The sequence below is a fragment of the Silanimonas sp. genome (assembly GCF_027530345.1).
Taxonomy (GTDB): Bacteria; Pseudomonadota; Gammaproteobacteria; order Xanthomonadales; family Xanthomonadaceae; genus Silanimonas.
The window spans coordinates 22,799-34,915 of record NZ_JAPZQK010000057.1; the positions used below are offsets into that span (position 1 = coordinate 22,799).

Genomic DNA, 12,117 nt, shown 5'->3' on the forward strand with positions numbered 1-12,117 from the left:
ATTCTCGATGGAGCGCGGCGTGGCGGCATTGCACGGGGAAAGGATCCTGCTCGGCGTCAGCGGAGGCATCGCCGCCTACAAGTCGGCCGACCTCGTGCGCCGCTTGCGCGAGGCTGGCGCGGAGGTCCGCGTGGTCATGACCGAGGGTGCGGCGCACTTCATCACCGCCACCACGCTGCAGGCCCTCTCCGGACATCCCGTGCGTGATTCGCTGTGGGACGAATCGGCGGAAGCGGCGATGGGCCACATCGAGCTGGCGCGCTGGGCCACGCGGGTACTGGTGGCTCCCGCCACCGCCGATTTCCTTGCGCGCCTCGCGCAGGGGCGGGCGGACGACCTGCTCAGCACCTTGTGCCTTGCCACCGAAGCACCGATCGCCGTTGCGCCGGCGATGAATCGCGTGATGTGGGCGAATGCGGCGACGAAAGCCAACGTGGCCACGCTCCGCCAGCGTGGCGTGGCCGTGTTCGGTCCCGGTGCGGGCGAGCAGGCCTGCGGGGAAACCGGCGAGGGCCGGATGCGCGAGCCCACCGAGCTCGTCGGGGATCTCGCGGCAGCGATCGCCGAGGCCACCACGCCGAAGCGCCTCGCGGGGCGGCGCGTGCTGGTCAGTGCCGGCCCCACCTACGAGGACATCGACCCGGTGCGTTTCGTCGGTAACCGGAGCAGCGGCCGGATGGGCTTCGCGGTCGCCGAAGCGGCGGCGCGTGCCGGGGCGGAAGTCACGCTCGTGGCCGGCCCCGTGAAGCTGGCCACGCCGGCCGGGGTCCGTCGCGTCGACGTCCGCAGCGCCGCCGAGATGCACGCCGCTGTCCTGGTCGCGCTGCCGGGGCACGATGCCTACGTTGGTGCCGCCGCGGTCGCCGACTACCGCCCTGCCGAGGTCGCGGGGCAGAAGATCAAGAAGGGCGCTGGCCCGATGACGCTGCTGCTGGAGCGCACCGCCGACGTGCTGGCCGAAGTCGCGGTCCACGCCCAGCGCCCGCGCTGCGTGATGGGCTTCGCGGCGGAGACGCATGACGTTGAGGCCTACGCGCGGGGCAAGCTCGCCGCCAAGAAGCTCGACGCCATCGCCGCCAACCAGGTCGGCGTGCCGGGTTGCGGGTTCGATGCCGACGAGAACGCGCTCACGCTGTATTGGAACGGCGGCGAGAAAACCTTCGCCACCGCGCGCAAGGCCGACATCGCCCGCGGCTTGGTCGACTGGATCGCCGACTGGCTGGGCCGCGCATGAGTGCCCTGTCGCCCGCCGTCGACCTGAAGATCCTCGACGCCCGGCTCGGCGGCGAGTTCCCGCTGCCGGACTACGCCACCGCGCAGTCCGCGGGCATGGACCTCCGCGCCATGCTCGAGGCACCGCTCACGCTGGCCCCGGGCGAGACCGCCCTGGTGCCCAGCGGGCTGGCCTTCCACATCGGTGACGCTGCGCTGTGCGCCGTGGTGCTGCCGCGCTCGGGCCTTGGCCACAAGCACGGCCTCGTGCTGGGCAACCTCACCGGCCTGATCGACGCCGACTACCAGGGGCCGCTGATGATCAGCCTGTGGAACCGCGGCACCGCTCCTGTCACCGTCCAGCCCGGCGACCGCGTCGCCCAGCTGGTGTTCCTGCCCGTCGCCCGCGCCCGCTGGAACGTCGTGGCCGCCTTCGACGCCTCCGAGCGCGGTGAAGGTGGTTTCGGCCACACTGGCACCCGCTGACCCCCGGACCCCCGCATGCAGAACGCCGAAACGCCCCGTCCGAAGATCCGCATCCTCAACATCCTGCTGGCGGTGTTTGCCATCGTGGCGGGCGCCTTGCTGGTTTGGGGCGGCTGGACCCTGCGCTCGGCCGCCGACCTTGCGGTGACGGCCCAAGAGGCGCGGACGGCCGCGGTCGCCGAGCTGCGCGCGCTGCTCGACGCCGAGCGCGCCAGCCTCGAAGCACAGCGCAAGCTCCCGCGGGTTCGCGACGCCGTGCTGGGCAACAACCTCGACGGCGCGCGCTCCGCGCTGGCCGGCGACTGGGTGGGCATCGAAGCCGTCGAGATCCATCCGGCCGACATCACCCCGCTGTGGGGTAACGCGGAGCGCTTCGGCTACGGCAAGCTCGGGCTGCTGGTGTCTGCACTCGACCGCGATGGTGTGCAGATGGCGGTCGTGCAGGACGCCGGGCGTCCGTGGCTGGCGCTTGCCGCCCCGATTCCCGATGAGAACGGGCTGGTCGGCGTCGCCTACGTGCGCCGCCCGCTCGACCTGCTGCAGCCGCCCATCGACCGCGCCGCGCCCTCTGGGGCTTACGCGGCCCTGCGTCAGGGCGGGCGCTCGCTGATCGAGTCCGGAAACATCACCCTTTCGGAAGAGGCGGAACGCGGCGCCGTGGCCCTGCCCGAGAGCCGCCTGCGCGTCGTCGGCACCTCGCCATACGCCGAACCGGGCACGCTCGACATGGGTGGCTTGGTCGAACTGGTCGCCGGCATTCTGGTCGTCGTGTTCGGTCTGGCGCTCGTGCTCGTTCCGCGCGAGAAGGCGGCGGCGCTCGCGAGGCGCCTCACGGAGCGCAAGGCCAAGGGGGTCGTGGAAGCGGAGCCGACCCTCGCCGAGCTGCAGGCAGACGGCAAGCTCGAAACCGCCCGGCCGTCATCCGCGAAGCCCGTCGCGGTCACGCCCAGCGCCCCGGAGTTCACCGTCGAGCGCAGCATCTTCCGCGCCTACGACATCCGCGGCGTGGTCGGCCAGACGCTCAGCGCCGACGTCGCCCGCCTGATCGGCCGCGCCGTCGGCGCGCTGATGAAGGAGAAGGGCCTGCGTGGCATCGCCATCGGTCGCGACGGCCGGATCTCCTCGCCGGAGATGTCGCGCGCGCTCATCGACGGCTTGCGCATGTCAGGTATCGACGTCACCGACGTCGGCATGGTCCCGACGCCGGTCGCGTATTTCGCCGCGCACCACTTGCGCCTCGGCAGCGCCATCGCCGTCACCGGCAGCCACAACCCGCCCGACTACAACGGCTTCAAGATCGTCGTCGACGGCGAAACCCTGTCCGGTGGCGCGATCAGCGATCTCTACGTCCGCATCGCGGAAGGGCGCATGCCGGTGGCCGAGCGCCGCGGCGAACTCGACACCGTCGACATTGGCCAGGACTACATCGACCGCGTCGCCGGCGATATCCAGATCGAGCGCCGCCTTCGCGTGGTGGTCGACGCCGGCAGCGGCGTGGCTGGCGACCTCGGCCCGCGCTTGCTCGAAGCCATCGGCGCCGATGTCGAGACGCTGTACTGCGACATCGACGGCACCTTCCCCTTCCACCACCCGGACCCGAGCGACCCGCACAACCTCGAGGACCTCGTGCAGGCGGTGCAGCGCGCCGGTGCCGACATCGGCCTCGCCTTCGACGGCGATGGCGACCGCCTCGGCGTGGTGACCCGCGACGGGGAGATGATCTATCCCGACCGCCTGCTGATGCTGTTCGCGGCGGACGTGCTCGAGCGCAACCCGGGCGCCTGCATCATCTACGACGTGAAGTGCTCGGGGCACCTCGCCGGCTATGTGCTGCGCCATGGCGGCAGCCCGCTGATGTGGAAGACCGGCCATTCGCTGATCAAGGCGAAGATGAAGGAGACGGAGGCGGAGCTTGCCGGCGAGATGAGCGGCCACTTCTTCTTCAAGGAGCGCTGGTACGGGTTCGACGACGGCCTTTATGCCGCCGCGCGCCTGCTCGAGATTCTCGCCACCCGCGCGGAGGAGCCGGAAGAGGTCTTCGCCGAGTTGCCGAAAGCCACCAGCACGCCCGAGCTCAAGATCGAGATGCAGGAGGGCGAGCCGCATGCCTTCATCGAGGCCTTCGTGGCCGGGGCCCGTTTCGAAGGGGCCCGCGTCTCCACGATCGACGGCCTTCGCGCCGACTGGCCGGATGGCTGGGGGCTCGTTCGAGCATCGAACACGACGCCCATCCTCGTCTTGCGCTTCGAGGCGGACAACGAGGAGGCGCTGGCCCGGGTGCAGGACGGTTTCCGCGCCGCGATTCTCGCGATCCGGAGCGACCTGACCCTGCCGTTCTGACCCCAGCCCCTCGCGCCGGTGTCCGCTCGCGGACCCGGCACCGGGCGGTCACATCTGGGTGGCCATCCCGCGCTCGCGGGCCGCTTGGCGCTCGCGGAACAGCACGATCAGCAGTTCCATCTCCTCGCCAAGCACCTGGCGCTCCGCCGCACGCTCGACGCGCGCCTGCTCCTGCTTCTGCACCTCCTCGCGCAGTTCGAAGATGACGTCGATCGTGCGCCGCGGCACCGGGCGGCCGGCCAGTTCGGCATCGCCAGCGACGCCCAGTTGCTGGTGCAGGCTGCCGCGCTGCGAATTGATGGCGGCCTCGAGGCTTTCGAGCGTCTCGTCGATCACCTTCTGGCGGTCGATGTAGGCCATGCGCAGGTCCTCTTCGGTGCGGAAGCTGCTGACCTTTGCCTCTTCGGAGCGCTGTGAGTTCTCGACGCGCGCCTGGGCCTCGGCGGCACGGAGGGCCTCCAATTCGGCAGCGCGGCGTTCTTCGGGCGTCAGGGCGCGGTCGACGGTACTGCGCACGAGGCCGGTGGTGGCACTCAGTTCGGCGCGCGCCTGGTTCACCACGTCGGGCGGCAGGGCGTCGGTGTAGTGGACCTTGCCGCTGGAATCCGTCCAGCGGTAGAGCTTCCTCTCCGCGGTCGCGTCGGTGCGTTGCGCCAACACCGGGCCGACGACCATCGGCAGCGCGGCCAGAAGGGCGATCACCAGCGTGGCGGGCCGCATCATGCGGCGGGCGGGGGCGGTACGGGCCATGTCAGATCATCCGTCGATCGAACCGTAAGCCGCACGATACGCCATCAGGCGCTCGCGATGCAGGGCCAGTTCCGGGCGGTCCGCGACAAAGGTGAACAGGTCGTCCAGCCGCGCGACCGAGACGACGGGCACGCCCAGTGCGGCCGAGGCCTCCTGCGCGGCCGAACGCTGGCCCTCCGCACCGCGTTCCTGCCGGTCCAGCGCGATCAGCACGCCGCAGGGCGTACCACCGGCGGCGCGGATGATCTCCACCGACTCACGCACGGCGGTGCCGGCGGTGATCACGTCGTCGACGATCAGCACGCGGCCCTTCAGCGGGGCGCCGATCAGGGTGCCGCCCTCGCCGTGGGTCTTGGCTTCCTTGCGGTTGAAGGCGACCGGCACGTCGCGGCCGCGCTTGGCCAGCGCCATCGCCAGCGCCGTGGCCAGCGGGATGCCCTTGTAGGCCGGGCCGAACAGCATGTCGAAGGCCACGCCACTCTCCAGCAAGGCTTCGGCGTAGCAGTCGGCGAGGCCCGACAGCGTGGCACCGGTGTTGAACTGCCCGGCGTTGAAGAAGTACGGGCTGGTGCGGCCCGACTTCAGATGGAATTCGCCGAAGCGCAGCGCTTCCGCGCGCAGCGACAGGTCGAGGAAGGCTTGGCGATAGGCGCTCACGCGGGCTCCGGCATCGGTCGGAAAGGCCGTCAGGCTAGCGGAAAGGCCATTCTCCGCGCATCTGCAGGTCTGCGACGCGCGGCGGCATGGCCTGATCGGCGACAATCCGGCCCTGATCCTTGGCCCTTCTTTCCATGCGAATTTGCAGCTTCAACGCCAACGGCCTGCGTTCCGCCGCCAGCAAGGGGTTCTTCGACTGGTTCGCTGCGTCCGGCATCGACGTGCTGTGCGTGCAGGAGACCAAGGCGCAGGAGCACCAGCTCGTCGACGCGCTGTTCCGCCCGGCCGGCTGGCACGTGGCCTTCCGCGACGCCTCGACGAAGAAGGGCTATTCGGGCGTGGCGGTCTACAGCCGCGCGAAGCCGGACGCCTACGCCACCGGCCTCGGCTGGGCGCCGTTCGACGAAGAGGGGCGCTGGCTGGAGGCCCGCTTCGGCAAGCTGTCCGTCGTTTCCCTGTACCTGCCGTCTGGTAGCTCGGGCGACGAGCGCCAGGGATTCAAGTTCGAGGTGATGCGCTGGTTCCGGCCGCAATTGCAGGCGCTGCTGGCTTCGGGCCGCGATGTGGTGGTCTGCGGCGACTGGAACATCGCGCACACGCCGAAGGACATCCGCAACGCCAAGTCGAACGAGAAGAACTCGGGCTTCCTGCCCGAGGAGCGCGCTTGGCTGACGGCCCTGCTCGACGAGGATGGCTGGGTCGATGCCTACCGGCACCTGCGCCCGGACGGACAGGACTACACGTGGTGGAGCCAGCGCGGCGCGGCGCGGGCCAAGAACGTCGGCTGGCGCATCGATTACCAGTTGGTCAGCCCCGGTCTGGGGTCGCGGCTGAAGGATTGTGCGATCCACCCGGAGCCGCGCTTCTCCGACCATGCGCCGTTCGTCGTCGACTATGCCGACTGATTCAACCGCGACCTCGACGCCTGCAGCCGCCCCGCGCCCCGGCTGGCGCGAGGTGATGCGTGGCGTGCGCGACCCGAAGGTGGCGCTGCTGCTGGTGCTCGGCCTCGCCGCCGGCCTGCCCTTCATGCTGGTCGGGAACACGCTGGGCTTCTGGCTGCGCACCGAGGGCATCGAGCTCGGGGCCATCGGCTTCCTCTCCTGGGTGGGCATCGCCTATTCGGTGAAATTCCTGTGGGCGCCGGTGGTCGACCGCACCACGGTGCCGCTGCTGGGTCGCCTCGGCCGGCGCCGCGGCTGGCTGCTGCTGGCGCAGGGCGGTGTGGTGCTCGGACTGCTGGCCATGGCGATCCTGACGCCGAAGGGCCACCTGCAGCTGTTCGGGGCGATCGCGCTGGGCGTCGCGCTCGCGTCCGCCACGCAGGACATCGTCATCGACGCCTGGCGCATCGAGTGCGCCGAGAGCAGCGACCAGTTGGCGATCCTCAGTGCGGCCTACCAGCTCGGTTACCGCACGGCGCTGCTGCTGACCGACGCCCTGATCTTCCTGGTGGCCGCGCAGGTCGGTTGGGCCTCGTCCTACGCCGCCTTCGCCGCGATGGCCTTCGCCGGCCTCGTCGTGGTGCTGTTCGTCGGTGAACCGCGCAGCATGGGGCCATCGACGGTCGGCCTGCCGCCGCTGTGGACGCCGCGCGGCCTCTACGACGCAATCCTCGGCCCCTTCATCGCCTTCTTTCGCCAACACCGGCAGATGGCGCTGGCGGTCCTCGCCGCGATCAGCCTTTATCGGCTCGCGGATTTCGTCATGGGCCCGATGGCCAACCCCCTGTACGCCGATCTCGGAATCGCTGAGGAAACCATCGGCACGGTGCGTGGCGGCATCGGCCTCGCGGCCACGTTCCTTGGCACCGCGGCGGCGGGCGTCGCCGCCCTGCGCCTCGGCCTGTTCCCGACCCTGCTGCTCGGCGCGGTGCTGGGCCCGTTGTCGAACCTCGCGTTCGCCTGGCTCGCCCTGTCCGGTGCGGACAACGTCGTGTTCGGCATCGCCATGGCGATCGACAACTTCAGCGCCGGTTTCGCCGGCATCGCGCTGATCGCCTACATGTCGAGCCTCACCAACGTCGGCTATACCGCCACCCAGTACGCGTTGCTGAGTTCGTTCTACGCATTGCTCGGCAAGGTGATGAAGGGCTTTTCCGGCGTCATCGTCGAGACGCTGGCCCAGACGCGGCCGCTGATGGAGGCCTACGCCCTGTTCTTCGCGGGCACCGCAGCGCTGGCATTGCCTGCGATCGCGCTGGTGGCGTGGCTGGCGCGCCATGCGCCCGCGGGCGTAAGCTCGAAATCCTGACCCCTTCCACGGAGCGCGGCCCGCCCCCATGGCCGATTTCCTCGTCCGCGACATCGATGAGCGTGTGGCCGAACGGCTGAAAGAGCTGGCCCGTCAGAAGGGCTGGCCGCTCAACGACGTGATCCTGCACCTGCTCAAGCAGGCGCTCGGCATGGCCGAGCGCGAGCCGCCGCCGGTGCCGGGCGACATCGCCCGCCTGCGTGGCGCATGGAACGACGAGGAAGCCCGCGCATTCTACGAAGCCATGAACGCGATGACCGATCTGCCCAACGACGCGCCGGCGTACACGCGCAATCCTTCCGAAGGCAGCTGAGACCGACCGGGCCTGCGCTGCCGTGCGGCCTCAGCCGCCGCGACGCCCCGGAACGATCACGCCCAGCACGCGCGGGCCGGCGGCCCCCGTCACTTCCGGGCGATTGCCCGGCCGCCCCTCCAGCGTTTGCCAGGCCAGCCAGGCGAAGCCCGCCGCTTCGACCGCGTCGGGGTCGATGCCGTGATCGGCGCTGCTTTGGACCGCGACGCCCGGCAGCAGGGCGGCAAGGCGCGCCATCAGCAGGGCGTTGTGCACGCCGCCACCGCAGGCGATCACACGCGTGGTGTCCGGCTGCGTGGCACGCAGCGCATCCACGATGCTGCGCGCACTGAATTCCACCAGCGTCGCCTGCACGTCCTGCGGCGCCTCGTCGCCGTCCAGCCGCTCGCGCAGCCAGCCGAGATGGAACTGGTCGCGGCCGCTGCTCTTGGGCGGCGCCAGGGCCAGCCAGGGTTCCGCGAGGCAGCGCTGCAGCAGTCCGGGCAGCACGCGGCCGGTGGCACCCCAGGCGCCGTTGGCGTCATAGGCGTGGCTCGTGTGCTCGAAGCACCACGCGTCCATCAATCCGTTCGCCGGGCCGGTGTCGAAGCCGCGCACCGGGCCGGTCGTCGGCAGCAGGGTGAGGTTGCCGATGCCGCCGAGGTTCAACACCGCACGCACTTCGTGGGCGTCGCCCAGCACGGCGGCATGGAACGCCGGCATCAAGGGCGCGCCTTCACCGCCGGCGGCCACGTCACGGCGCCGGAAATCGGCCACCACGTCGCAGCCGGTCCGTTCGGCGATCACGTTCGGGTCGCCCACCTGCAGGGTGAACCGGTGCGGCGGCCGCGGCCGGTGCCGAAGGGTCTGACCGTGCGAGCCGATCGCGCGCACTTGCGCCGCTGCGATGCCGGCCTCGTCCAGCAGCGCCAGGGTCGCCTGCGCGAAGGCTTCGCCGATCGCGCTGTCCAGCGCGCCGAACTCATCGAGATGCACCGTCGCCTCGCTCTGCGAGACGCGCAGGATCGTGGCGCGAAGGTCGGGCTCGTAAGGGGTGGTGCGTGCGCGCAGCACCGCGATACGCGGCGCGGTGCCCACGATGGGTGGCGAAACCGAGATCAGCGCGGCATCGATGCCATCGGCGCTGGTGCCGGAAATCAGCCCGACGAACAGCGCGTCGCCCTGCGAAGGCACGGCCGGTCAGCGCGCCGCGAGCTGGAAGCCTTCGATGCGCTTCAGCTGGGCCAGCGCCGGGGCGGTGGCGCGGCGGTACTCGGCCAGCGCCGCGCCGGTCAGCGGCTCGGGCTTCGGCATCGTCACGGTCAACGGGTTGCGGTGCACGCCGTTGACGCGGAATTCGTAGTGCAGGTGGGGGCCGGACGACAGGCCGCTGGTGCCGACGTAGCCGATGGTGCGGCCCTGCTGCACGCGCTGGCCCACGCGATAGCTGCCGAGGCGCGACATGTGCGCATACAGCGTGGTGATGCCATTGCCGTGGTCAAGGATGACCGTGCGGCCGTAGCCGTTCTGCCAGCCGGCGAACTTCACCCGCGCGTCGCCGGCCGCGAAGATCGGCGTGCCCGTCGGTGCGGCGTAGTCAACGCCCTTATGCATGCGCATGCGGCCGAGGATCGGATGGCGGCGCGCACCGAAGCCCGAGCTCAGTCGCGCGAATTCGATGGGCGTGCGCATGAAGCTCTTGCGCAGGGGGCGGCCCTCGAGGTCGAAGAACTCCGACTGGCCGTTCTGCTCGAAGCGCACGGCCGTATAGGGCTTGCCCTGGTTGATGAAGTTGACCGCGACCACGCCGCCGTCGCGCAGGCGCTCGCCTTCGCGCCACAGTTCCTCATAGACGATCTGGAAGGCGTCGCCTTCGCGGAGGTCCTGCGCGAAGTCGATGTCGTACTGCAGCGCCTTCACCATGTCGTTCATGACGGCGGCGCTGAGGCCGGCCTTGGCGCCGTCAGCGAACAAGGAGCTGCGGATCGTGCCGCCGGCGATCACCACACGGCGCTCCATCGGCCGCTCGATCACTTCGCGCTCGATGGCGTCCTCCGAGACCGCCAATTGCACGCGCTTGCTCTCGTCCTGGTCGAAGCGGAGGCCCTTGAGTTGTCCGTCGGCGCCGATCTCGAAGGCGAGTTCACTGCCCACGCGCAGACGCGTGGCCATCTGGCTGGCTTCAGGCACCTCCAGCACACGATGCATGGTGCTGGCCGGGAGTCCGAGGTCGGCAAACACACTGCCGAGCGTCTGGCCGGAAGCGATGCGCACCGTCTGCCAGTCATTGCGCGGCGCGCTGGCGACCGTTGCGGCCGGCGGCGGGGGCAGGGCGATGGCCTGCGTCACGCGCTCCGGTTGGGCTTCCCGTTCCATCGCGCCATCCAGCGCCGGAACGATCGAGCCGAGTAGCACGGCAAGGGCGCCCGCAAGGGCGATCGGCAGGGCTCGCGGCGCCTTGGGCGCGAGACGGCGGGCATTCGACAAGGCGCAACTCCGGAGGACGGCAACGGCCGTAACTTACGCACAGCGGAAAACCATCGTCAAACCTTTGAAGCGATTGGTTTTTTTGGCCCCGGCGTTTAACCTGAGGTTAACGCGCCGGCGCCCGAACCGGGCCGCTGCTCACCCTTTCATCTTCATGAAGTGCCGCCCATGACCACGCCGGACACCGCCCTTGCGCAACTCGCGCGCGGGACGGACGACATCATCAAGCTCGAGGACCTCGCCGCCCGCCTCGCCACCGGCCGTCCCCTGCGCATCAAGGCGGGCTTCGATCCAACCGCGCCCGACCTGCATCTCGGCCACACCGTGCTGCTCAACAAGATGCGGCAGTTCCAGGACCTCGGGCACCAGGTCATTTTCCTGATCGGCGATTTCACCGGGATGATCGGCGACCCCACCGGTAAGAGCGCCACCCGCAAGCCGCTCACGCGCGAGGATGTGCTGGCGAACGCCCAGACCTACGCCGACCAGGTCTTCAAGGTCCTTGACCGGGACAAGACCGAGGTCCGCTTCAATAGTGAGTGGTTCGGCGCCATGTCCGCGGCCGACATGATCAAGCTGGCGGCCCAGCACACTGTGGCGCGCATGCTCGAGCGCGACGATTTCCAGAAGCGCTTCTCCAACCAGCAGCCGATCGCCATCCATGAATTCCTGTATCCGCTGGTGCAGGGCTACGACTCGGTGGCCCTAAAGGCCGACGTCGAGCTCGGCGGCACGGACCAGCGCTTCAACCTGTTGATGGGCCGCGGCCTGCAGGAGCACCACGGGCAGGCGCCGCAGGTCGTGATGACGATGCCGCTGCTCGAGGGCCTCGACGGCGTCAACAAGATGAGCAAGTCGCTCGGCAACTACATCGGCATCAACGAGCCGGCCATCGACATCGTCACCAAGACGATGAAGATCGGCGACGAGCTGATGTGGCGATGGATCGAGTTGCTCAGCTTCGAGATCTCCCTGGCCGAGCTGGGCTCGCTGAAGGCGGACGTCGCGGGCGGCACCCTCCATCCGCGCGATCTGAAGCTGCGCCTCGCGCGCGAACTGACGGTCCGCTTCCATGGCGTGGCGGAGGCCGAAAAGGCGATCGCGGGCTGGGAGGCGGTGGTCACTGGCGCAGGCGATACCTCACAGCTGCCTCTGACGGAACTCGCGGCACCGGCGGAAGGGCTGCGAATCGCCGCCCTGCTGACGCAGGCCGGACTGACGCCGAGCAACTCCGAAGCGATGCGCAAACTGAAAGAACGCGCCGTACGTATTGATGGCGAGGTGTTCGAAGACCCGCAACGCGCCTTCGTGCCGGGGTTTGAGGCCGTTCTCCAGGTCGGCAAGCGCACCTTCGCGCGCATCCGCCTCGTGGCGGGCTGAGGGTTCCGCGCACCCTCGTTCAGTTTCGGGCCGCGTTCGGCCGCGTTTTCGCGGCTGAAACTGAACGGCGATCCCCCTCGGCGGACAAAACACCGTGAAGGGCTTGCGACGCGCTGCGTCGGTTGCCTATAGTTCGCGCCCCTTCGCAGGGCGGCCCGGAAACGGGGCGGAGTTGCGGAGGGGGGTTGAGAAGAAAGTTTCGCTTTACGGTGTTGACGAACTTCGAAACTGCTGTATAGTGTGCGGCTCCCTCGGGCGAA

The 12,117-nt window shown here is 69.7% G+C and carries 11 protein-coding genes; 7 read left to right on the forward strand and 4 right to left on the reverse strand.

Annotated elements, in window-relative coordinates; all coding sequences use genetic code 11:
* Window positions 1–19: 19 nt before the first annotated feature.
* Genes coaBC through O9255_RS14815 form a run of 3 tightly spaced genes read left to right on the forward strand, consistent with a single transcriptional unit; the run spans window position 20 to window position 4,038 of the window.
* Window positions 20–1,234: a bifunctional phosphopantothenoylcysteine decarboxylase/phosphopantothenate--cysteine ligase CoaBC gene (gene coaBC / locus O9255_RS14805; protein WP_297867636.1), complete on the forward strand. Its 1,215-nt coding sequence runs from the start codon at window positions 20–22 to the stop codon at window positions 1,232–1,234.
* The gene (gene dut, locus O9255_RS14810; protein WP_345781385.1) at window positions 1,231–1,698 is read left to right on the forward strand and encodes a dUTP diphosphatase; all 468 of its coding nucleotides are present in this window, start codon (window positions 1,231–1,233) and stop codon (window positions 1,696–1,698) included. The genes coaBC and dut overlap by 4 nt, the downstream gene beginning before the upstream one ends.
* Before the next feature lie 15 nt (window positions 1,699–1,713).
* Window positions 1,714–4,038, forward strand: coding sequence for a phosphomannomutase/phosphoglucomutase (locus tag O9255_RS14815; protein ID WP_297867637.1), 2,325 nt, complete (start codon window positions 1,714–1,716; stop codon window positions 4,036–4,038).
* Between the two features lie 48 nt (window positions 4,039–4,086).
* Here O9255_RS14815 and O9255_RS14820 read toward each other — a convergent pair whose 3' ends face one another.
* Entirely contained in the window at window positions 4,087–4,788 is a 702-nt protein-coding gene (locus tag O9255_RS14820; protein ID WP_297867638.1) for a DUF4124 domain-containing protein, read from the reverse strand.
* A gap of 6 nt (window positions 4,789–4,794) precedes the next feature.
* Window positions 4,795–5,445 carry an orotate phosphoribosyltransferase gene (pyrE, locus tag O9255_RS14825; RefSeq protein ID WP_297867639.1) on the reverse strand — a complete coding sequence of 217 codons (651 nt, stop codon included), beginning with the start codon at window positions 5,443–5,445 and terminating at the stop codon, window positions 4,795–4,797.
* Between the two features lie 134 nt (window positions 5,446–5,579).
* Between pyrE and O9255_RS14830 the strand changes: the two genes are divergently transcribed.
* The 3 genes from O9255_RS14830 to O9255_RS14840 are packed head-to-tail and all read left to right on the forward strand — an operon-like array spanning window position 5,580 to window position 8,011.
* Window positions 5,580–6,350, forward strand: coding sequence for an exodeoxyribonuclease III (locus tag O9255_RS14830; RefSeq protein WP_297867646.1), 771 nt, complete (start codon window positions 5,580–5,582; stop codon window positions 6,348–6,350).
* A complete protein-coding gene (locus tag O9255_RS14835; protein WP_297867640.1) occupies window positions 6,340–7,698 on the forward strand; it encodes an MFS transporter in 1,359 nt (452 codons plus the stop codon). The genes O9255_RS14830 and O9255_RS14835 overlap by 11 nt, the downstream gene beginning before the upstream one ends.
* 28 nt (window positions 7,699–7,726) lie before the next feature.
* On the forward strand, window positions 7,727–8,011 hold the full coding sequence (locus O9255_RS14840; protein WP_297867641.1) for a hypothetical protein: 285 nt from the start codon (window positions 7,727–7,729) through the stop codon (window positions 8,009–8,011).
* Window positions 8,012–8,041: 30 nt separating this feature from the next.
* Here O9255_RS14840 and O9255_RS14845 read toward each other — a convergent pair whose 3' ends face one another.
* Complete coding sequence (locus tag O9255_RS14845; protein ID WP_297867642.1) at window positions 8,042–9,184, reverse strand: anhydro-N-acetylmuramic acid kinase; 1,143 nt, start codon at window positions 9,182–9,184, stop codon at window positions 8,042–8,044.
* Window positions 9,185–9,190: 6 nt separating this feature from the next.
* Window positions 9,191–10,477 carry a peptidoglycan DD-metalloendopeptidase family protein gene (locus O9255_RS14850; RefSeq protein WP_297867643.1) on the reverse strand — a complete coding sequence of 429 codons (1,287 nt, stop codon included), beginning with the start codon at window positions 10,475–10,477 and terminating at the stop codon, window positions 9,191–9,193.
* A gap of 168 nt (window positions 10,478–10,645) precedes the next feature.
* Here O9255_RS14850 and tyrS point away from each other — a divergent pair, with 168 nt between their 5' ends.
* Window positions 10,646–11,857 carry a tyrosine--tRNA ligase gene (gene tyrS / locus O9255_RS14855; RefSeq protein ID WP_297867644.1) on the forward strand — a complete coding sequence of 404 codons (1,212 nt, stop codon included), beginning with the start codon at window positions 10,646–10,648 and terminating at the stop codon, window positions 11,855–11,857.
* The last annotated feature ends 260 nt before the right edge of the window (window positions 11,858–12,117 follow it).

Excerpts from the sequence above, each read along its gene's own strand:
- O9255_RS14815 (WP_297867637.1), top strand. The coding sequence starts at position 1,714 with ATGCAGAACGCCGAAACGCCCCGTCCGAAGATCCGCATCCTCAACATC.
- dut (WP_345781385.1), top strand. The coding sequence starts at position 1,231 with ATGAGTGCCCTGTCGCCCGCCGTCGACCTGAAGATCCTCGACGCCCGG.
- O9255_RS14830 (WP_297867646.1), top strand. The coding sequence starts at position 5,580 with ATGCGAATTTGCAGCTTCAACGCCAACGGCCTGCGTTCCGCCGCCAGC.
- O9255_RS14820 (WP_297867638.1), bottom strand. The coding sequence starts at position 4,788 with ATGGCCCGTACCGCCCCCGCCCGCCGCATGATGCGGCCCGCCACGCTG.
- O9255_RS14840 (WP_297867641.1), top strand. The coding sequence starts at position 7,727 with ATGGCCGATTTCCTCGTCCGCGACATCGATGAGCGTGTGGCCGAACGG.
- tyrS (WP_297867644.1), top strand. The coding sequence starts at position 10,646 with ATGACCACGCCGGACACCGCCCTTGCGCAACTCGCGCGCGGGACGGAC.
- O9255_RS14835 (WP_297867640.1), top strand. The coding sequence starts at position 6,340 with ATGCCGACTGATTCAACCGCGACCTCGACGCCTGCAGCCGCCCCGCGC.